The following is a 21,578-nucleotide window of genomic DNA, read 5'->3' as shown; positions in this document are numbered from 1 at the left end:
AATATTTTGACAAAGAAAGGTATCTTCGTTTGAAGATACTTTTAATTTAGTATTAGGCTTGTTAATTATTGACGAACTTTAACGCCAGTTTCTTTGAAGGCTTTTTCCATAACCTTCTTCAATTGATCAGCAGATGCAGTCATCAATTCTTGTTCGTGATTGCTAAGTGGCATTTCAATAATTTGTTCAAGACCCTTGCGGCCGATAACAGCTGGAGTACCGATGTGAATGTCGTGTAAACCATATTGACCATCCATTGGCACTGAAAGTGGAAGAACTCTGTGTTCGTTGTTAAGAATAGCCTTAACGATGAATGCTGAAGCAGTACCAATACCGTAAAAGGTTGCACCCTTCTTGTTGATGATATCGTAAGCCATGTTCTTAACTTCTTGGTGAATGTCTTCAAGCTTGCTTTCGTCCATACCGTGAGCCTTTACCCAGTCAACAACCTTTACGCCACCAACATTGTTGTAGCTCCATGCAGGAAATTCTGTATCACCGTGTTCACCAAGCATGTATGCATTAACTGAACGTGGGTCAACTTTTTCCATTTCACCGATAACTTTTTGAAGACGACCAGTATCAAGTGAAGTACCTGAACCGATAACTCTATCCTTAGGGAAGCCTGACATCTTCCAAGTTGCGTGAGTTAAGATATCAACAGGGTTGGCAACAACTACGAAGATACCGTTAAAGCCTGATTCAACGACTGGTTCAACAACTGATGACAAAATCTTGAGGTTCTTGTTAACAAGGTCAAGACGGCTTTCACCTGGCTTTTGTGCAGCACCGGCGGTGATAACTACAATGTCTGCGTCCTTGCAGTCTGCGTAATCTGCTGAGTAAACGTGCTTTGGAGCAGTCCAAGGAGTAGCATCAGCTAAGTCAATTGCGTCACCTTCAGTGTGATCCTTAAGAATATCGATAATTCCAAGATCTTGAGCAATACCTTGTTGAACCATTGAAAATGCAAAGGTAGAACCAACGGCACCGTCGCCGACTAAAATAACTTTATGAAGTCTTTCGTCTCTTACCATAAATCTAAAACTTCCTTTCAAGACATTAGTAACTTATTAAACAAGCTTATTATAGCAAGAAATGTAGGAGCTTTCTACAGTCTTAGTGAAATTTTTAACAATTGCATATGCTAACGGCTGTTAGAAGTGCTGTGCTATAATTGTTAACCGAATTATTGTCAATTCGAGGAGTGTAGAAATGAAATTAATCGCAGGCTTGGGCAATCCCGGTAAAAAATATGATCGGACAAAGCATAATACAGGTTTTATGGCCTTGGATCATTATTTAGAGAAAAACAATTTTAGTCTTGATAAGGATAAGTTCGAAGGCTTATGGACAAAACAAAAGATAAATGGCGAAGATGTGATTTTGCTTGAACCACAAACTTACATGAATGATTCAGGGCGCTCAATTGCACAAGTGGCCAACTTTTTTAAGATCGATCCTGCAGATGTTCTGGTTATCCAAGACGATATGGATATGCCAATTGGCAAGATCAGAATTAGAACTAATGGTAAATCTGGCGGTCATAATGGAATTAAAAGCATTATCCGCGATTTAGGAACTGAAAAGTTTAATCGTTTGAAGATTGGCATTAGTCATCCACAAAAGATGACCGTTGTTTCTTGGGTGTTAACCCCGTTTAATGAAGAACAGCAAAAATTGATGGATGACGCTTTTGGAACAGGTACTGAAATTATCGATGACTTCATTAATGGTCACGATAGTCAATATTTGATGAATAAGTATAATTAAAAATGCGTTTAACAGATTTTGTCAAAAAAGATCAGAATTTAACCAATTTTATTGCAAAAACATCACAAGTAAAAAACTCACTAATCACTGGCGCTAATGCCGGTGCTTTTAGTCTACTCTTAAAACAGATTGTCACTGAAAAAAAGGTGTCATTGCTGGTAATTGAAGAAAATGAAAACAAGGCACAAAATATCTTCAATGAGCTCAGCGGCATTATGGATGATGGACAAGTACAGTATTTCCCAGTTGATAGCACTTTAGCCACCCAAACGGCTTTAGCCTCACCAGATGAACTTAGTAGCCGAATTCAGACGCTTAATTTTTTGTTGGGGCAGAAGTCCGGAGTTGTCATTACGACACCTCAAGGATTGCAGTACAAGTTGTCCGCAGTGAAGGACTTTGCCGCTTTTAAACGGGAATTCGTGCAAGATAAAGAATATGATTTAGGCGAAATGAACAAATGGCTGCTTGCTGCTGGCTATCATCGTGAAGCTTTAGTAGCACGGCCAGGTGAGTTTGCCATCCGTGGCGATATCTTGGATATTTATCCTTTAGACCAAGAAAATCCCGTTAGAATTGAATTCTTTGGCGATGAAGTTGATACGATTAAAGAATTTGATTTATCGACGCAGCGCAGTCAGCGAGAGATAAAGCGACTAGTTGTAGGACCAGCACAAGATCGCGTCTTTTCTGCAGATGCAATAAGTCAAGCGGCTGCAGAAATTAAGACGGCGATGTCTGAGTCAAAAGCGGATCAAAAGGCGGTAAAGGATCATTTCACTCAAGTATTGGATGAGCTGAATGATGGTGGCCTGCCTAGCAACTATGCCTTCCTGATTGATTTTTTGATAAAAAAGCCTAGCAGCCTTGTTGATTATTTAGCAAAAGACGGCTTGCTGTTTTTGGACGATTTACCTCTTATAAAACAAGCTGTTGAAACTGTTGATCAGCAAAATCAGGGCTTTATTGATGATGAATTAAAGATTGGTGCTCTTCTTCCTGGCCAAAAATTGCGGTCAGATTACACCAAAGTTATGACTCGCGACCGGCACCATCGAATTTACTTTTCACTTTTTCAAAGAAGCATGGGCAGGATTCGCTTTGGACAGATGCTGGACTGGACCACGCGTGAGCCAGAACAATTCTTTAGTCAAATGCCTCTCATTCGTACAGAATTGGAAAGCTACTACAAATCAGGACAGACTGTAGTTTTGCAAGCTGATAATGATAAGCGCGCAAAGCAAATGGCCCAAACAATGCTTGATTTTGATCTCGATATTCCGGTAGTTCATGAAGATGAGCTTAGTGAAAAAAAAGCGCAGATTATTGTTGATGGTTTTGCCAGCGGTTTTACTTTGCCAAGCGTCAACCTTGTTTATTTAACTGAGCGCGAATTATTTAACAAACGTCCGCAGCATAAACGCCGAATTAAAACATTAGAAAATGCTCAACGTCTGCGAAATTATACGGAATTAAAACCTGGCGACTATGTTGTTCACGTCAACCACGGGATCGGGCGTTTTGAGGGAATCAAGACGCTGGAGAATAATGGCGTAAAACGTGATTACATCACAATTACTTATCAGCACGGCGATCAATTATTTGTTCCAGCTGATCAGTTGCGTCTAGTACAAAAATATGTCGCTTCAGAAGGCAAAACTCCGCATATCAATAAATTAGGCGGCAGCGAATGGGCTAAGACCAAACGGAAGGTACAATCCAAAGTTGAAGATATTGCTGACGATTTGATCAACCTTTATGCTGCACGTGAATCTGAAAAAGGTTTTGCTTTTTCACCGGATGATGAGCTGCAGCGGAAGTTTGACGATGCCTTTCCGTATGTTGAAACACCAGACCAGTTGCGTTCGATTAAAGAAATAAAAGCAGATATGGAAAAGCCCAAGCCAATGGATCGCCTGCTAGTAGGAGATGTTGGTTTTGGTAAAACCGAAGTTGCACTTAGGGCAGCTTTTAAAGCAATTCAAGACAACAAGCAAGTGGCCTTTTTAGTGCCAACGACAATTTTGGCGCAGCAGCATTACGAAACAATTCAGGATCGATTTAAAGATTTTCCGGTTAATACTGCCATGCTCTCACGTTTTCAAACACCAGCAGAATCCAAGAAAATTATTGCCGGCTTAAAATATGGAAAGATTGATCTAGTTGTCGGTACTCACCGGATTTTGTCAAAAGACGTTCATTTTAAGGATCTTGGCCTATTAATTATCGATGAGGAGCAACGCTTTGGAGTTAAGCACAAAGAAAAACTAAAGCAGATGAAGGCTAACATTGATGTTTTGACTTTAACTGCTACGCCAATTCCACGTACTCTTCATATGTCAATGGTAGGCGTGCGAGATCTGTCAGTAATGGAAACGCCGCCGCAGAACCGGTATCCAATTCAGACCTATGTTATGGAACAGACGCCAAGCGTTATTAGGGATGCTTGTTTAAGAGAAATGCAGCGTGGTGGCCAGGTATTTTACCTGCACAACCGGATTGGCGATATTGATGAAGTAGTCGCTCGTCTTGAAAAATTGCTGCCAAACGCTAGAATTGCCAGTGCTCATGGGCGTATGAGTCAAAATCAACTGGAGGATATTCTCTACCGCTTTTTAAACCGTGAATTTGATGTTTTGGTTACAACGACAATTATCGAAACTGGGATTGATATGCCAAATGTCAATACAATGATTATTGAAGATGCAGACCATTACGGCTTAAGTCAGCTTTATCAATTGCGTGGTCGGATTGGACGCAGTGCACGTTTAGCTTATGCATACTTTTTATACAAGCAAAATAAGGTGCTAACCGAAGTAGGAGAAAAGCGGCTGGACGCAATTCGTGATTTTACTGAATTAGGCTCGGGTTTCAAAATTGCGATGCGCGACTTGTCGATTCGTGGTGCCGGAAACATGCTGGGGTCACAGCAGCACGGCTTTATTGACAGCGTCGGTTACGATCTTTATTCACAAATGCTTAGCGATGCGATTAAAGAACGCAAAGGCAAGAAGAAAGATAAAAAGTCTAATGCTGAAATTGACTTGGGCTTTGAAGCTTATATTCCGGCATCCTATATTGCTGATCAAGAAGAAAAAATTGAATTTTACAAGAAGATTAAATCTGTCAATAGTCAAGATGAACTTGATAAAATTGAAGATGAATTGATTGATCGTTTCGGCGATTATCCTGCTGCAGTTGAAAATTTGCTGGCAATTGCTGGATTAAAGATCGATGCAGATCTTGCACAAGTCTTGAGCGTTATCAAAAATAAAAAAGACAAGATTAGAGTTGAATTTGATCTAGCAGCTTCACGTGAATTAGAAGGGCCAAATATTTTTAGAGCACTTGAGCACGTCAGCTTAAAGGCAAGAATTAATTTGACGCCAGAGAAGAAGCTGGTGGTTTTATTAGAATTGCCAGATAAAATGAACAATCGTCAGCTGTTTAATGAATTGACCACTTTTTTACAAGCAGCAAGCGATATTATTCAGAGATAATGAGGTAGAAAATGAGAATCGATAAATTTTTAAAAGTTTCACGCTTGGTAAAAAGAAGAACCGTTGCTAAAGAATTGGCAGATCAAGGCAGAATTAAGGTCAACGGTCGTGTCGTTAAATCAAGCTATGATGTCAAAGTTGGCGACATTATTGAAGTAGGCTACGGTACCCGCCAAGTAAAGGCTAAGGTGCTTGATATCAGAGAAACTACCAAGAAGGCAGAAGCCAGCGAATTATATGAGATCGTTGATTAAAGCGTGAAACACTGTTATGATACAAGTAGTATTTTTTATTTTGGTAGTAGGGGATCAAAAATGAACAGACCACGAATTTATAACTCAGAAAGCCCACAAGAACGAGAAGCAAGACTGAGAAAGAAACAAGCTAACAGAGAAAAAGAAATTCATCGCGTTCGTCGCAATCGGATTATTGCTGTCTTTGCAATTATCTTTGTGGCCTTAGGCATTCAAATCGGCATCAAAGTGTCGCAAACCGCAAGAATTAATCAGCAAGTTGAAGTCGCAAAGAAGAATTTGAATACGGTAAAGACAAAAGACGAAAAGTTGACGCAAGAACGCAATAATTTGAAAGATACCGACTACGTAGCTAAATTTATCCGGAATAAGTTTTTGTATAGTAAGACTAACGAAAAAGTTTATTCTATTCCTAATGGAGACAACAATTAATGAAATATGAAGTTGGTCAACGTGTAACAGGCGTCATCAACAACATCACTGATTTGGGTATCTTTTTAACTTTGCCGGGACATAAATCTGGATTAATCCATCATAAAGATTTTGATGGCAATTGGCTTAGAGAAAGAAATCAGCATCGTGTTGGTGATGAATTGCGCGTCGTGGTCGTTCATAATTATAAAGGACGGTTAGGTTTATCTCTAGCCCGCGTTAATGATCCTGATTTAATTGATCATCATAATCGATTTTCTAAGGTCAAGGAACAGGATTTTAGTAAAATATTGAATCAAACAGCAGCAGATGCCAAAGCTGAAATTAAGCAGCTAAAGCAGGTATTAGCCGAGGATTAATTGATGACCCGGAAGGGTCATTTTTTCTAGGTAAAAATGAAGATTGAACTTTTTTTCAAACAGCATCAAATTAAGCTAAATAATAAAAAATTGGTAATTGCGGCCAGTGGCGGTCCGGATTCGATGGCCTTGCTCGATATGCTGAATGAACTGCGTAAAAGTCAGAATTTTTCGCTAATTGTGGCGCATTTTGATCATCAACTGCGTGTTGCCAGTCAGAAGGAGACCGAGCTTTTAACGGAATATTGCCATTCGCATAATTTGCCGTTGGCAAAGGGGGTTTGGCTTGAAAAAGAGCAGCCGCGAACTGGCATTGAAGCAGCCGCACGGCATTTTCGCTACGCTTTTTTAAGCCAGGTGGTTGCCCAATATCAAGCAGATTATTTATTAACGGCTCATCACGGGGATGATTTGCTGGAAAATATTCTATTAAAATTTATTCGTTCTGGAAATCCGCAAGAAATGAATAGCCTGCAAGCTGTTGGAAAAATGCATGGCACAGCGCTGCTGCGTCCACTTTTATCAACTTCTAAGGCGGAACTGCTTGAATATGATCAGCAGCATCATATCGCTTTTATTGAAGATGAAACCAATGCCGAAGACGATACAATGCGCAATCGCTTGCGGCACCATGTGGTCCCACTGCTAAAAAAGGAAAATTCCCATTTGCTGGAAAATGCCTTGCGTTATAGTGATGATGAAAAAGTACTGACGGCTTTAGCTGATGAAAAAGTGGCAGAGATTGGAAGACCAAAACGATTTTTGGATCAGGCTTATCGCATTAAAGGAGAAGCCTTACTCCAACTTGATCAAAGGCAGCGGGCTTATTTCTGGCAAAACTTTATTTGGCAGACTTGGCATAAACGCTGCAGCCACTATCTCACAGGTTATAATTTGCGTCTTTATCAAAAATATTATTATTTATGGCCGCAAAAGCTGCTTCTTAGGCAGGAGCCAAAAGTTGTTCGCGCCGAAGAGGAGTTTACATTTCGTGATCATGAATTTATTCTTAGTGTAGTTGAGCAGCCTTTGCCTTTAATTGGTGATTTTTGGTCAGATGAGCATGAATTTAAAATTGCTTCTTTGCCTGCAGGCAGCAAATTGCAATTGCAAAATGGGCAACATGCCAAGGCAAAGAAAATGTTTGCTCAAGCAGCGATTCCAAACGAACTGCGATCACTGTGTCTAGCTGTTTTTAATCAGAAAAACCAGGCAATTTTTGTAGAAAAATGCTATCGCGATCAAAGGTGGATTGAAAACGCTCAACATTATTATTTATATCGTTTAAAAAAAGAATAAGAACTTGTAAAAAATTAGTGCTATACGTAGATTTGTGTTAAACTTTTATTCGTATAACTTTTAGAAACTTTGCGGAGGTTTTTTATGAAGAATAACCGGAATCGGCTGTTGTCAAATGGCCTTTTCTATATAGTTGTGTTCCTTCTGCTCCTATGGGGAATCAACTGGGCACTCGGCGGTTCTAGCAGTTCTGGAAGCACTGAAAATATCAGTTATTCAGAATTCGTTAAGGATTTACGTCAAGGCAAAGTTAAAAACTTTAGCGTTCAGCCTGCTAATGGTGTCTATACTGTTTCAGGTACTTACAAGAAAGCGCAAAAATCAACAAGTCAATCAAGCAATAGCCTAGATTTCTTCAATAGCAAATCTGGCCAAAGCGTAACTCGCTTTTCAACCACAATGTTGCAAAATGATTCTAGCGTTTCCACTGTGCAGAGCTTGGCACAAAAGAATAATGCTCGGATGACGACACAAGGAGAATCACAAACTGGCAATTGGATTTCAACGATTGTCATGCTTGTGCCAACCATTTTGTTCATTGTTATGCTTTGGACGATGATGAATCAAGGTGGTGCTGGACGTGGCCAAGGCGGAATTATGAACTTCGGTCGTTCCCACGTTAAGCCAGAAGATCCGTCTAAGAACAAGGTACGTTTCTCTGACGTAGCCGGTGAAGAAGAAGAAAAACAAGAATTAGTTGAAGTTGTCGAATTTTTGAAGAATCCAGCAAAATACACTAAGTTAGGTGCCAAAATTCCATCTGGTGTTTTGCTTGAGGGTCCTCCTGGTACTGGTAAGACTTTACTTGCTCGTGCTGTAGCTGGTGAAGCTAACGTTCCATTCTATTCAATGTCAGGTTCAGACTTCGTTGAAATGTTTGTTGGTGTTGGTGCGAGTCGTGTACGTGATTTGTTTAACAATGCCAAGAAGAATGCACCAAGTATCATCTTCATTGATGAAATTGATGCGATTGGTCGTCGTCGTGGCAATGGCATGGGTGGCGGCAATGATGAACGTGAACAAACATTAAACCAATTATTGGTTGAAATGGATGGTTTTGAAGGCGATGAAGGTGTTATCGTTATCGCTGCTACTAACCGTTCAGATGTTTTGGACCCAGCTTTGCTTCGTTCAGGTCGTTTTGACCGTAAAGTTTTAGTTGGTCTTCCTGATGTTCGCGGACGTGAAGCTATTTTGAAAGTTCATGCCAAGAATAAGCCACTTGCTCCTGACGTTGACTTAAAAGAAGTTGCTCGTCAAACTCCAGGCTTTGTTGGTGCTGATTTAGCTAACGTCTTGAACGAAGCTGCCCTTGTTGCTGCACGTCGCAATGGGACTGAAATTACCGCTTCAGATATTGATGAAGCTGAAGACCGTGTCATTGCAGGTCCAGCCAAGAAGGGTCGCTTAATTTCTGAACAAGAAAGAAAACGAGTCGCTTACCACGAAGCTGGTCACTCAATCTGTGGTTTGGTCTTGAGCGATTCTCGTACTGTTCGTAAAGTTACGATCGTTCCTCGTGGCAGTGCCGGCGGTTACAACATCATGCTTCCAAAAGACGATCAATTTATTTTTACCAAGAAGCAATTATTTGAACAAATTGTTGGTTTGATGGGTGGTCGTGCAGGAGAAGAAGCTACGATTGGTGATAAATCAACTGGTGCTTCCAACGACTTCGAACAAGCTACCCAAATTGCTCATAGCATGGTTGTAAATTACGGTATGACTGATGAGTTAGGAATGGTTGAACTTGAAAAAGAAGGCGAAGCCAATCCTTACGGCATGAGGCCATATAGTGAAGCAACTTCTGCTAAGATTGATGAAGCAGTTAAGAAGATCTTAGATAAGGCTCATGCCAAGGCTCTTGAAATTGTTAAGGATAATCGTGAAAAGCATAAGTTAATTGCTGATGCATTGCTGAAGTACGAGACCTTGAACGAAAAGCAAATCATGTCTTTATACAAGACTGGCAAGATGCCTGAAAAGGATGAAGAAGAATATCCTAGTGAAACTTATGAAGAAGCAAAGGCTGCTGCAGAGAAGAAGGAAGTTTTAAAGGCTGAAAAGAAGGATCAAGATGAAGTTGAAGCTAAACAGGCTGCAAATGAATTAGATACCCCTTCAGAAAATGAACCGGAAAAACCAAAAGATGATCAAGTTCAACCAACTCAAACTACTGAGTCAACTGAATCTGATCAACCTTCTGATGATAAGGATGAATAATTGAATAAAAATAGGGCCTGTAACGGGCTCTATTTTTTTAGGAGAAAGCAATGAACGATTATTTAGTAAAATCAATTGATAAAACCAAAAATCTTCGCTTATTGACGATTACAGCCAAAGGCGTGGTAGGTGAAGCACAACAGCGTCATGATACCTGGTCTGCTTCTTCAGCCGTTTTGGGCAGAACCATCGTCGGCAATCTGCTTTTAGCAGGAGCTGAATTAACGGATAAAGAAGAATTAACAGTGCGTTTATTAGGAAATGGACCAGTGGGACCAACCATTGTAACTGCCAAATCTGACTTAACTGTTAAAGGCTATGTAAAGAATCCGCATATTGCTTTGCCGCCTAAGAAAGACGGACATATTGATGTTAAAAAGGCTGTCGGACAAGGTTGGCTGGAAGTAACTAAAGATCTTGGACTTAAAGAACCATACACTGGTCAAGTACCAATTGTTTCTGGTGAAATTGCGGAAGACTTCGCATATTATTTGACTAAATCAGAGCAAATTCCTTCTGCTGTTGGTCTTTCTGTTTTTGTTAATCCAAATAATACAATTGGTGAAGCTGGCGGCTTTATGCTGCAGGCCTTGCCAGGTGCAAGTGACGAACTGATTACAAGAACGATTAAACGAATTAAGTCGTTGCCAGCTTTGTCGACTTCATTTTTGGATGGAATGACGCCAGAAGATTTGGCTCGTAAGATTTTGGGCACGGACTGCAAGATTTTGGAAAAAGATGATGTGGCCTTTAGTTGCGATTGCTCTAAGGAAAAGTATGCCGGTATTATGGAAACGCTAAAAACTGATCAGTTAAAAGCAATGATTAATGAAGATCATGGTGCTGAATTGACTTGCAGTTTTTGCGGCAATAAATACCACTACAGTGAAGATGAATTAAAGGCAATTTTAGCTAAAAAAGACATCTGAAAAAGATTATTAAAATAAAAAATATTTTCTAAGTCCCTATGCTTTCGCATTTAGGGGCTTTTTTGTTACAATATTGGAGTATTTGAAAGGATGATTTGGTGGATAATAGCTGGAAAATACGCGATATTACTATCCCAAATCGAGTTGTAGTTGCCCCAATGGCTGGTGTTTCAAATTCGGCTTTTAGAATGGTGTGCAAAGAATTCGGTGCAGGATTAGTTGTTTGTGAAATGATCTCTGATCATGGAATTATTTATCGCAACAAAAAAACGTTGAGCATGATGCAAGTTGATCCACGTGAACACCCAATGAGTATTCAGATTTTCGGGGGAACGGAAGAAACTTTGCTTGAAGCGGCTCAATATGTTGATCAACATACTGCGGCTGACATAATTGACATTAATATGGGTTGTCCCGTGCCCAAGGTAACTAAAACCGATGCTGGTTCAAAATGGCTATTGGATGCAAACAAGATTTATCAGATGGTTCATGCCGTTGTGCAAAATGTTTCTAAGCCAGTTACGGTTAAAATGAGAATCGGCTGGGATCGCAAGCATATTTTTGCAGTTGAAAATGCGTTAGCAGCTCAAGAAGCTGGAGCATCAATGATTGCAATGCATGGCAGAACTCGTAAACAAATGTACCAGGGTCATGCAGACTGGGAAGTGTTGCATGATGTAGCTAACGCACTGGATATTCCTTTTGTAGCAAATGGAGATATTCGTACGCCTGAAGATGCTAAGAAGGCTCTGGATGAAATTGGTTCGACTGCAGTAATGGTTGGACGTGCAGCTTTGGGAAATCCATGGATTATCAAAGACATGGTTCATTATCTTGAAACTGGCGAAAAGCTAAAACCACAGACTGTGCGTGAACGAGTAGCAACTGCTAAACATCAGTTGGATGGTTTGGTAGAATTAAAGGGTGAAAAAATTGCCGTCCCTGAATTTCGGCAACAGGCAGCATACTATTTAAAGGGAATTCCCCGTTCAGCTCGTACTCGTGCTAAAATAAATGAAGTATGGACACGTCAAGAAGTATATGATTTGCTCGACAATTTCGTTGATGACTATGAAAAACGGCAGGCCGAACGCGAAGCTAGACGCGCTATAGTGAACAAATAAATGGAGGAAAGATACATTGGCAAAGAATGAAATGAACGACCAATTGATCGCTCGTCGTCAAAAGATGGAAGAACTGCGTGAAAATGGTATTGAGCCATATGGCATGAGAAAGTTTGATCGTCAAGATTTAGCAAAAACTTTGAACGAAAAGTACAGTAAGGAAGATAAAGACGAATTAAACGAAGATATGCCTAAGACCAAGATCGCGGGCAGAATGCTTGCAAAACGTGGTAAAGGTAAGGTAGGCTTTGCTGATCTTTATGACCGGACTGGCAAGATCCAAATTTACGTACGTAAAGACATCGTTGGTGAAGACAATTACAAGATTTTCAAGAAATCTGATATCGGTGATTTCTTAGGAATTGATGGTGAAGTCATGAAGACTGATACGGGTGAATTAACTATCCGTGCACTTCACGTTACTTTCTTATCAAAAGCTCTCCGTCCATTGCCAGATAAGTACCATGGCTTGAAAGATGTTGAGCAAATTTATCGTCAACGTTACCTTGACTTAATCACTAACCGTGAAAGCTACATGCGTTTTGTTCACCGTACTCAAATTATTCAAGCTATTCGTGACTACTTAAACAAGCAAGACTTCTTGGAAGTTGAAACTCCAGTTCTTCACAATATTCCAGGTGGTGCTGAAGCTCGTCCATTTATTACTCACCATAACGCTTTGGATATTGACCTTTACATGAGAATTGCTTTGGAACTTCCTTTGAAGCGTTTGATTGTCGGTGATATGGAACGTGTTTACGAAATCGGTCGTGTATTTAGAAACGAAGGTTTGGACACTCACCACAACCCAGAATTTACTGAACTTGAAAGTTATGCAGCATACTGGGACTTCCATGATGTCATGGATGAAGCAGAAGGCATTATTCGTGCAGCTGCTAAGGTTGTTTCTCCAGATGGCAAGATTACTCACCAAGGTCAAGACATTGATTTAGGCAAGCCATTCCGCCGCGTTCACATGGTTGACTTGATTAAGGAAAAGACCGGTGTTGACTTCTGGAAGCCAATGACTGACGAAGAAGCCAAGAAGATTGCTGAAGATCACGATATTCACTGTGAAAGCTACTGGAAGGTTGGTCACGTAATTAACGCCTTCTTTGAAAAGTACTGTGAAGAAACCATTGTTGATCCAACATTTGTCTACGGTCACCCAGTAGAAATTTCACCATTAGCTAAAAAGAACGCCGATGATCCTAGATTTACTGACCGTTTCGAAATTTACATTATGGGTGAAGAATACGGCAACGCCTTCTCAGAATTAAACGATCCTGATGATCAACGTGCTCGTTTTGAAGCTCAAATGGCTGAACGTGATGCTGGTAACGATGAAGCTGATATGATCGATGAAGATTACCTTCGTGCGATGGAATTCGGTATGCCTCCTACAGGTGGTTTGGGTATCGGTATTGACCGTTTGGTAATGCTTTTGACTGATGCTCCAGCTATCCGTGATGTATTGCTCTTCCCAACAATGCGTCCAGAATGTGTTGAAAGCGTAGAAGCTGAAGTTAAGGCTGATATGGAAAAGAAGAATAAAGAAAATAAGTAATCTTATAAATTAAAAAACTCTTATCTATGTTTTAAGCATGGATAAGAGTTTTTGTTTATGTATTTTTTAATTGAGAATCATTTTTTCATCAGAGTATTTTTTAGGATCATTTAAATCCCATTGCTGATATCTAACTTCTTGACACTTAAAGCCTAATTTTTTGTAAAGCTTTTTGGCCTTAGTATTTTCTGCAAATACATCAAGACTAACTGGTCGACTCATGTACCTCAAAGCTGTCGTTGCTAAAGCATACCCGATACCTTTATTTTGATGAATTGGATCTACATAAATGTAATCCAGTTCTTGGAGATGAACTGCAACGAAGCCCAATATGCTGTCAGCATCATAAGCTACATAAATTTTGCAGGAGAAAAAATCATCCTTATATGGAGCTGTCTCTAAAGGTATGAAGTATTTTTCCGCACCACCAATTGTTAGCTCTTCTTTACGACTAACGTCGTGAATGCGGCATACTTCAGCATAATCGTTTGGTTGATATTGTCTGATATTAAATTTTGGCATGTTTTTCTCGCTTCCTAATATTAAGATTTTGATTTAGAAAGCAATAGTACGTAATCTCATGTGAAATCTCCTTTAATTAAATTGAAGATATTGTAGCAATTTTTTTAATTCGGTACAATAACTAAAATTAACTTAGTTAAAAACGGATAAGTAATATTTTTTCAAAAAGTATTTGCAAAGAGAATAATCTTTGCTATAATACTTTTTGTATCGCGGAAGTAGTTCAGTGGTAGAACATCACCTTGCCATGGTGGGGGTCGCGGGTTCGAATCCCGTCTTCCGCTCTAAAGAATGAAAGCTCACGTCTGTGAGCTTTTTTTGTACCTAAATTTATGAAAAATGTTTTTTAAAAAAGTGCTTGCATTTATTAGATGCTTTGCTATAATAATAACTGTTCTGCGGAAGTAGTTCAGTGGTAGAACATCACCTTGCCATGGTGGGGGTCGCGGGTTCGAATCCCGTCTTCCGCTCCAAAGAATAGAAGCTCACCGCCAGGTGAGTTTTTTTTGTTACCGGGAAATGGCTCAGCTTGGTAGAGCGCTACGTTCGGGACGTAGAGGTCGCGCGTTCAAATCGCGTTTTCCCGACTGATATTAGAATAAGCATCTCAATAAGGGATGCTTATTTTTTTATTTAGCCTTCACTTATCTAAAATAAGTTAATTATTAGTTAATCCTTTTGGCTTTTGTTATAATGACATGAACCAAGGGAAAGGAATGGTCTTATTGTCAGCAGCTTCAAAAAAAGATTATCAATTGTTGGTCGAACAAGCCGCAGCCTTAGTTGAAGGCGAAGACGACTGGATTGCAAATACGGCAAATTTATCTGCTCTTTTATTTCATGGCTTAAAAAATGTCAATTTTGCAGGTATTTATCGTATTAAAAATAATGAACTGATACTAGGCCCATTTCAAGGTCAACCAGCCTGTGTCCATATTGCTTTTGGCAAGGGAGTTTGTGGTACAGCAGTTGCTAATGAAAAAACTGAAATTGTCACTGATGTGCATCAATTTGCAGGACACATTGCTTGTGACAGTCGTTCAAAGTCAGAAATTGTTGTTCCTATTTTTAAAGACAGACAAATCTGGGGCGTGTTTGACTTTGATGCGTTGGTTAAAGACAACTTTGATCAAACAGATCAAGAATATTTAGAAAAAATTGCGGCAGTGATTTTTAAGCATTAATGCGAAATATTTTACTTTACTGACGATCGCGACTAAAATATTGAACGTCAATTTTAAGGTGGTGTTTGTATGGAAAATTCTTATAGTAAAAGTGCAAATCAGGTCTTGGAAATTGCCCGAGAACAAGCTCAAAATTTCCATCACCGTTTAATTGGAACAGAACATGTATTGCTTGCATTAGTAATTGAGTCTGATGGGGATGCAGGCAAAATCCTGCGTTCATGGAATTTAACGCCAACAGCAATTAGAGAAGAAATTGAACGCTATACAGGTTACGGCTCAGCTGCCAACACTGATTACATGGAAATTTCACCACGTCTTAACTTAATACTTGATTACGCTAAACGTGCTGCCGATCAAGGCGGATATCATGAAATCCAAACGAATCATCTTTTGCTTGGCTTAGTAGCGAGTGAACAAGTTTTATCAGCAATGATTCTTAAAAATCTGAATGTTGACCTGGCTCATTTGCGCCAAGATGTGGAAGATAGTTTGAATCAAGGACAAAACTTTGGCGATTCTTCCGACTGGCTTAACAACGTTCCAACTGTTAACAATGTACAAACCAAAAAGTCAGCAACACCAACACTGGATAATGCCGCCATTAATCTTAATAAACGAGTAATTGAAGGCGCAATTGATCCTGTAATTGGACGTGATCGTGAAATTGCACGCGTTATTCAAATTTTGTCACGACGGACAAAGAACAATCCAATCTTAATTGGTGAACCTGGTGTTGGTAAAACAGCTGTGGCAGAAGCAATTGCAACAGCCATCGTTAATAAAAAAGTGCCAACGGATTTATTGAATAAACGAGTAATGTCTTTAAACATCGCTAATTTGGTCGCAGGTACCAAATACCGGGGCGAATTTGAAGATCGAATGAAAAATATGCTCAAGGAAATCGCCAAAGACGGAAAAGTAATTTTGTTTGTTGACGAAATCCATACAATTATCGGAGCCGGTGGTGCCGAAGGCGCAATTGACGCCTCAAATATCTTGAAGCCTGCTTTGGCTCGTGGCGATTTGCAAATGATTGGTGCGACGACTTTTGATGAGTATCAAAAATATATCGAAAAAGATCAGGCCTTGGCTCGCAGATTCCAACAAGTTCGGTTAAATGCACCAACTAAGGCAGATACTTTAAAAATTTTGGAAGGATTAAAGCCAAAATATGAAAAGTTCCACCATGTCAGAATTTCCGAGGACAGCTTGAAAGATGCGATTAGTTTGTCTACGCGCTATATTTCGGACCGCTATCTTCCTGATAAAGCAATTGATTTAATTGATGAAGCTGGAGCTGCGGTTAAGATTAGAAATAATGCCGGTTCTGATAATCGTTTGCTTCAACTTGATCAACAAATTAAAAAGATTATTAGTCAAAAAAATGACGCTGCAGCTAATCAAAATTTCGTTGAAGCGGCAAAATTGCAAGATAAACAAAATGCTTTGCAAGAAAACAAGCAGCAAATTATGAATAGTTTGAATGATAATCTTAGTCAATCAGCAACGGTAGAGCCAGAGGATATTGCGAAAGTTGTTTCCTCTTGGACTGACGTACCAGTTACGCAAATGAAGCATAACGAAACAAAGCGTTTAGCTAATTTGGAAGCTATTTTGCATGAACGTGTTATTGGTCAGGATAAGGCTGTGTCAGCTGTCGCTCGTGCAATTCGCCGCAGCAGAAGTGGAATTAAGGATGAACGTCGTCCAATCGGATCGTTCTTATTCTTAGGGCCAACTGGTGTTGGTAAGACTGAATTGGCTAAATCAGTTGCTGCTGCAATGTTTGGCTCCGAAGATAATATGATTCGAATTGACATGTCAGAATATATGGATCCGGTTGCCAGCAGCAAGCTGATTGGTTCCGCTCCAGGCTATGTAGGCTATGAAGAAGGCGGTCAGTTATCTGAGCAGGTTCGCCGTCACCCATATTCAGTAGTATTGCTTGATGAAGTTGAAAAGGCTCATCCAGATGTCTTTAATTTGCTTCTTCAAGTATTGGATGAAGGATTTTTAACAGATTCTAAAGGACGCAAAGTTGACTTCAGAAATACGATCATTATTATGACCTCTAACTTGGGCTCACGCAGTTTGTTTGATACTAAAGCTGTTGGCTTTACTGCTGATAACGCAAGTCAGGCACAACTTCGTGCTGATCGAGTTCGTCAGGCGCTCAAGCAGTTCTTCCGTCCAGAATTTTTGAACAGAATTGATGAAACAATTATTTTTGATGAACTTGATCAAAAGCAGCTTCGTCAAATTGTCAGCCTGTTGATGCATAAATTGATTGTGCGTCTGCAAGAGAAAGACGTTGAATTGAAAGTCTCTCGTGCGGCACTTGATAAGATTGCTAAAGATGGGTTTGATCCAGAAAATGGTGCTCGACCATTAAGAAGAGCTATTCAAAACGATATTGAAGATCAAATTGCTGAAATGTTGATCAATGGAGATTTAGCAGCAGGACAAACTTTAAAGATTGGCTGCAGTCGTGGTCAATTGAAATTTGATGTCAAAAATGCAAAAGAAAAAGTGAAGAATTAATTGATTTAGCAGGTTTTGCAGTTGACAAATCCCTCAAAAGCAAGTATAGTGATAAGTGATTTAAAAGGCTGAATTTCAGGATTTTGCTGATCTATTGTCCAGCAAAATGATAAAGACAAAAACGACAGTTAGTTGTTTTTGTCTTTTTTATGCCTAAAATTGCAGTGTTTTTAATTTGTAACAGAATTGTAATATTTGCTTTCTCTAACAGAAAGGATGTTTTTCCTTGTTAAACGGACACGTAGTGAATTACGGTAAACACCGAACAAGACGTAGCTTTTCAAAGATTAAAGAAGTTTTGAAACTACCTAACTTGACCGATGTTCAAACCCAATCATATAAGTGGTTTCTCGACAAAGGCATTAAAGAAGTTTTTGATGACATTATGCCAATTGGCGACTTTTCAGGTAAGTTGTCACTTGAATATGTAAGTTATAAGCTTCAAAAGCCTAAGTACACTGTCGATGAAGCTCGTGATCATGATGCAACTTATGCTGCACCTATGCATGTTACTTTAAAATTAACCAACCAAGAAACTGGCGAAATCAAGACCCAAGATGTATTCTTTGGTGATTTGCCTTTGATGACCGAATCAGGTTCATTCATTGTTAATGGTGCTGAAAGAGTTATCGTTTCTCAATTGGTAAGATCACCTGGTGTATATTACTCAGGCGATTTTGATAAAAATGGTCGTCAAACCTTTGGCACAACAGTAATTCCTAACCGTGGTGCTTGGCTTGAATATGAAACGGATGCTAAAAATGTTTCTTACGTACGTGTTGACCGTACTCGTAAGTTGCCTTTGACTGTTTTAATTAGAGCAATGGGCCTTGGCTCAGATGGCGAAATCTTAGATATGTTTGGTCAAAGTGATACTTTGCAATTTACTTTGGACAAGGATGTTCACAAGAACCCAGCTGACTCACGTGTTGCTGAAGCTTTAAAGGACATTTATGAAAGACTGCGTCCAGGTGAACCAAAGACTACTGATTCTTCACGTTCACTTTTGTATGCTCGTTTCTTTGATCCACGTCGTTATGACTTGGCTCCAGTAGGTCGTTATAAGATCAACAAGAAGCTTTCACTTAAGAACCGTCTATATGGTCAAACTTTGGCTGAAACTTTAGCTGATCCAGATACTGGTGAAATTATTGCTAAGAAGGGTACTGTTGTTACTCACGAAGTAATGGACAAACTTGAAAAGTACCTTGATCGTGATGACTTTAAGATGGTAACTTACCAAACTTCAAAGGAAGGTGTTTTGCCAGACCCAATTAGTGTTCAAGAAATTAAAGTTTACTCAAAGGTTAACCCTGAAAGAGAAGTTAAGCTTATTTCTAATGGTCATATCGGTTCAGATGTAAAGCACTTGACTCCAGCTGATATTTTATCTTCAATCAACTACTTCTTTGCTTTACAAGATCAAATTGGTACTACTGACGATATTGACCACTTAGGTAACCGTCGTGTTCGTCGTGTTGGTGAACTTCTTCAAAACCAATTCAGAATTGGTTTGGCAAGAATGGAACGTGTTGTTCGTGAAAGAATGTCAATTCAAGATCCTTCAACCGTAACTCCACAACAATTGATCAACATTCGTCCAATCGTTGCAAGTATCAAAGAATTCTTTGGTTCTTCACAACTTTCACAGTTTATGGACCAACACAACCCATTGGGTGAATTGACACACAAGCGTCGTATGTCAGCCTTAGGGCCTGGTGGTTTGACTCGTGATCGTGCTGGTTATGAAGTTCGTGACGTTCACTATACTCACTATGGTCGTCTATGTCCTATTGAAACGCCAGAAGGTCCTAACATTGGTTTGATCAACTCTTTGGCTTCATATGCGATTATTAACAAGTATGGTTTTATTGAAACTCCATACCGTCGTGTATCTTGGAAGACTCACAAGGTTACTGATAAGATCGACTACTTAACAGCTGATGTTGAAGATAACTACATCATTGCCGGTGCCAACACTCCTTTGAACGAAGATGGTTCCTTCAAAGAAAAATTGATTTTGGCTCGTCACAAGGAAGACAACGTCGAAGTTTCTCCAGACAAGATCGACTACATGGACGTTATTCCTAAACAAGTTGTGTCTGTAGCTTCTGCATGTATTCCATTCCTTGAAAACGATGACTCAAACCGTGCTTTGATGGGTGCCAACCAGCAACGTCAGGCTGCACCATTGATTAATCCTCATGGTTCACTTGTTGGTACTGGTATGGAATACCGTGCTGCTCATGACTCAGGTGCTGCACTTTTAGCTAAGGCTCCAGGTACGGTTGAATATGTTGATGGTAATGAAATCAGAATTAGACGTGAAGATGGTACTTTAGATAAGTACACTCTTGAAAAGTATCGTCGTTCAAACAACTCTAAGTCATACAACCAAACTCCTAACGTTAAGAAGGGTGATAAGGTTGATGCAAGCGACATTATTGCTAATGGTCCAACAATGGATCTCGGTGAACTTGCTTTGGGTCAAAACCCATTGATTGCCTTTATGACTTGGAACATGTACAACTACGAAGATGCCATCATGCTTTCTGAACGTCTTGTTAAAGACGATGTTTACACTTCAATCAGTATTGAAGATTATGAATCAGAAGCACGTGATACTAAGCTTGGTCCAGAAGAAATTACTCGTGAACTTCCTAACGTTGGTGAAGACGCTTTGAAGGATTTGGACGAAGATGGTATTGTTCGAATCGGTGCTGAAGTTCATGATGGTGATATCTTAGTTGGTAAGGTAACGCCAAAGGGTGTTACTGAATTATCAGCCGAAGAAAGATTGCTTCATGCTATCTTTGGTGAAAAGGCTCGTGAAGTTCGTGATACTTCACTTCGTGTACCACACGGTGGTGGCGGTATTGTTCAAGACGTTAAGGTCTACACTCGTGAAGCAGGCGATGAACTTTCACCAGGTGTTAACACAATGGTCCGTGTTTACATTGCCCAAAAGAGAAAGATTCAAGTTGGGGACAAGATGTCTGGTCGTCACGGTAACAAAGGTACTGTTGCTGCAGTTGTACCAGAAGAAGATATGCCATATTTGCCAGATGGTACTCCAGTAGATATTTGTTTGAACCCAATGGGTGTTCCATCACGTATGAACATCGGACAGCTTTTGGAATTGCACTTAGGTGCGGCTGCTCGTCAATTGGGTATTCACGTAGCTACTCCAGTATTTGATGGTGCTAACGAAGACGAAGTTTGGGATACTGTTCGTCAAGCTGGTGTGGATAAAGACGGTAAGACTGTTATTTACGATGGTCGTTCCGGTGAACCATTCCACAACCGTGTTTCAGTTGGTGTTATGCACTACTTGAAACTTACTCACATGGTTGATGATAAGATCCACGCTCGTTCAATTGGGCCTTACTCATTGGTTACTCAGCAACCACTTGGTGGTAAAGCACAATTTGGTGGTCAGCGTTTCGGTGAAATGGAAGTTTGGGCCCTTGAAGCTTACGGTGCTGCATACACATTGCAAGAAATCTTGACTTACAAGTCAGATGACGTTGTTGGTCGTGTGAGAGCATACGAAGCCATTGTTAAGGGTGAAAGAATTCCTAAGCCAGGTGTTCCTGAATCATTCCGTGTTCTTGTTAAAGAACTTCAATCATTAGGTTTGGATATCAGAGTTCTTGATATGAATCATAATGAAATTGAATTGCGTGATATGGATGACGATTCAAATGAACATTTGAATATTGATACTTTGTCACGGATGGCTGAAGAACAAGAAAAGAAGAAGTTAGCCAAAGAAACTGAAAAATCAGATGAAAAAGCTGCTGAAGACAAACCTGAAAAGGAACCAGTAGACAAGTCTGACGATAAAGTTTCTAAGCAGTAGGAGGTT

The 21,578-nt window shown here is 39.8% G+C and carries 14 protein-coding genes, 3 tRNA genes and 1 pseudogene; 16 read left to right on the top strand and 2 right to left on the bottom strand.

Annotated elements, in window-relative coordinates:
* Positions 1 to 65: 65 nt before the first annotated feature.
* Positions 66 to 1,037 carry an L-lactate dehydrogenase gene (locus B2008_RS04900; RefSeq protein WP_281828234.1) on the bottom strand — a complete coding sequence of 324 codons (972 nt, stop codon included), beginning with the start codon at positions 1,035 to 1,037 and terminating at the stop codon, positions 66 to 68.
* Positions 1,038 to 1,215: 178 nt separating this feature from the next.
* On the opposite strand from B2008_RS04900, the gene pth reads away from it, so the two are divergent.
* The 10 genes and pseudogenes from pth to lysS all read left to right on the top strand — a co-directional run bounded on the left by pth (position 1,216) and on the right by lysS (position 13,460).
* Positions 1,216 to 1,773: an aminoacyl-tRNA hydrolase gene (pth, locus tag B2008_RS04895; protein WP_281828235.1), complete on the top strand. Its 558-nt coding sequence runs from the start codon at positions 1,216 to 1,218 to the stop codon at positions 1,771 to 1,773.
* 2 nt (positions 1,774 to 1,775) lie between these two features.
* A complete protein-coding gene (gene mfd / locus B2008_RS04890; RefSeq protein ID WP_281828237.1) occupies positions 1,776 to 5,273 on the top strand; it encodes a transcription-repair coupling factor in 3,498 nt (1,165 codons plus the stop codon).
* Between the two features lie 11 nt (positions 5,274 to 5,284).
* Entirely contained in the window at positions 5,285 to 5,527 is a 243-nt protein-coding gene (locus tag B2008_RS04885) for an RNA-binding S4 domain-containing protein (protein WP_080881125.1), read from the top strand.
* 60 nt (positions 5,528 to 5,587) lie between these two features.
* Positions 5,588 to 5,959 (top strand): FtsB family cell division protein, encoded by a 372-nt coding sequence (locus B2008_RS04880; protein ID WP_281828240.1) that lies wholly within the window; start codon positions 5,588 to 5,590, stop codon positions 5,957 to 5,959.
* Positions 5,959 to 6,318, top strand: coding sequence for a S1 RNA-binding domain-containing protein (locus tag B2008_RS04875; RefSeq protein WP_281828241.1), 360 nt, complete (start codon positions 5,959 to 5,961; stop codon positions 6,316 to 6,318). The genes B2008_RS04880 and B2008_RS04875 overlap by 1 nt, the downstream gene beginning before the upstream one ends.
* Before the next feature lie 36 nt (positions 6,319 to 6,354).
* On the top strand, positions 6,355 to 7,617 hold the full coding sequence (gene tilS / locus B2008_RS04870; protein WP_281828242.1) for a tRNA lysidine(34) synthetase TilS: 1,263 nt from the start codon (positions 6,355 to 6,357) through the stop codon (positions 7,615 to 7,617).
* Between the two features lie 84 nt (positions 7,618 to 7,701).
* Entirely contained in the window at positions 7,702 to 9,840 is a 2,139-nt protein-coding gene (ftsH, locus tag B2008_RS04865; RefSeq protein WP_281828243.1) for an ATP-dependent zinc metalloprotease FtsH, read from the top strand.
* A 50-nt stretch (positions 9,841 to 9,890) separates the two neighbouring features.
* Positions 9,891 to 10,782 (top strand): annotated as a pseudogene (gene hslO, locus B2008_RS04860) (Hsp33 family molecular chaperone HslO).
* Positions 10,783 to 10,867: 85 nt separating this feature from the next.
* Positions 10,868 to 11,893, top strand: a complete 1,026-nt coding sequence (gene dusB / locus B2008_RS04855; RefSeq protein ID WP_080881130.1) for a tRNA dihydrouridine synthase DusB — start codon at positions 10,868 to 10,870, stop codon at positions 11,891 to 11,893.
* A 16-nt stretch (positions 11,894 to 11,909) separates the two neighbouring features.
* Positions 11,910 to 13,460 (top strand): lysine--tRNA ligase, encoded by a 1,551-nt coding sequence (gene lysS, locus B2008_RS04850; protein ID WP_281828248.1) that lies wholly within the window; start codon positions 11,910 to 11,912, stop codon positions 13,458 to 13,460.
* Positions 13,461 to 13,526: 66 nt separating this feature from the next.
* Here the strand turns inward: lysS and B2008_RS04845 are convergent, their stop codons facing one another.
* Entirely contained in the window at positions 13,527 to 13,982 is a 456-nt protein-coding gene (locus tag B2008_RS04845) for a GNAT family N-acetyltransferase (protein WP_006351942.1), read from the bottom strand.
* 212 nt (positions 13,983 to 14,194) lie between these two features.
* Here B2008_RS04845 and B2008_RS04840 point away from each other — a divergent pair.
* The 6 genes from B2008_RS04840 (at position 14,195) to B2008_RS04815 (ending at position 21,572) form a co-directional block, all read left to right on the top strand.
* Positions 14,195 to 14,266: transfer RNA gene (locus B2008_RS04840), tRNA-Gly, on the top strand.
* Between the two features lie 114 nt (positions 14,267 to 14,380).
* A tRNA-Gly gene (locus B2008_RS04835) sits at positions 14,381 to 14,455 on the top strand.
* Positions 14,456 to 14,495: 40 nt separating this feature from the next.
* A tRNA-Pro gene (locus tag B2008_RS04830) sits at positions 14,496 to 14,569 on the top strand.
* A gap of 129 nt (positions 14,570 to 14,698) precedes the next feature.
* Positions 14,699 to 15,166, top strand: a complete 468-nt coding sequence (locus B2008_RS04825) for a GAF domain-containing protein (RefSeq protein WP_392391077.1) — start codon at positions 14,699 to 14,701, stop codon at positions 15,164 to 15,166.
* Positions 15,167 to 15,235: 69 nt separating this feature from the next.
* Positions 15,236 to 17,710, top strand: coding sequence for an ATP-dependent Clp protease ATP-binding subunit (locus B2008_RS04820; RefSeq protein WP_281829285.1), 2,475 nt, complete (start codon positions 15,236 to 15,238; stop codon positions 17,708 to 17,710).
* Between the two features lie 226 nt (positions 17,711 to 17,936).
* Complete coding sequence (locus B2008_RS04815; protein ID WP_281829283.1) at positions 17,937 to 21,572, top strand: DNA-directed RNA polymerase subunit beta; 3,636 nt, start codon at positions 17,937 to 17,939, stop codon at positions 21,570 to 21,572.
* The last annotated feature ends 6 nt before the right edge of the window (positions 21,573 to 21,578 follow it).

The organism is Lactobacillus sp. UBA5813 (assembly GCF_002417895.1).
GTDB lineage: Bacteria > Bacillota > Bacilli > Lactobacillales > Lactobacillaceae > Lactobacillus > Lactobacillus amylolyticus.
The sequence above is the reverse complement of the archived record's forward strand: the minus strand, read 5'-3'. Positions and strand labels throughout refer to the sequence as shown.

What these genes read in the sequence shown, in the direction of transcription:
- B2008_RS04880 (WP_281828240.1), top strand. Translation starts at nt 5,588, where the DNA reads ATGAACAGACCACGAATTTATAACTCAGAAAGCCCACAAGAACGAGAA.
- B2008_RS04825 (WP_392391077.1), top strand. Translation starts at nt 14,699, where the DNA reads ATGGTCTTATTGTCAGCAGCTTCAAAAAAAGATTATCAATTGTTGGTC.
- B2008_RS04885 (WP_080881125.1), top strand. Translation starts at nt 5,285, where the DNA reads ATGAGAATCGATAAATTTTTAAAAGTTTCACGCTTGGTAAAAAGAAGA.
- B2008_RS04845 (WP_006351942.1), bottom strand. Translation starts at nt 13,982, where the DNA reads ATGCCAAAATTTAATATCAGACAATATCAACCAAACGATTATGCTGAA.
- ftsH (WP_281828243.1), top strand. Translation starts at nt 7,702, where the DNA reads ATGAAGAATAACCGGAATCGGCTGTTGTCAAATGGCCTTTTCTATATA.
- B2008_RS04875 (WP_281828241.1), top strand. Translation starts at nt 5,959, where the DNA reads ATGAAATATGAAGTTGGTCAACGTGTAACAGGCGTCATCAACAACATC.
- mfd (WP_281828237.1), top strand. Translation starts at nt 1,776, where the DNA reads ATGCGTTTAACAGATTTTGTCAAAAAAGATCAGAATTTAACCAATTTT.
- pth (WP_281828235.1), top strand. Translation starts at nt 1,216, where the DNA reads ATGAAATTAATCGCAGGCTTGGGCAATCCCGGTAAAAAATATGATCGG.
- tilS (WP_281828242.1), top strand. Translation starts at nt 6,355, where the DNA reads ATGAAGATTGAACTTTTTTTCAAACAGCATCAAATTAAGCTAAATAAT.
- B2008_RS04820 (WP_281829285.1), top strand. Translation starts at nt 15,236, where the DNA reads ATGGAAAATTCTTATAGTAAAAGTGCAAATCAGGTCTTGGAAATTGCC.
- B2008_RS04900 (WP_281828234.1), bottom strand. Translation starts at nt 1,037, where the DNA reads ATGGTAAGAGACGAAAGACTTCATAAAGTTATTTTAGTCGGCGACGGT.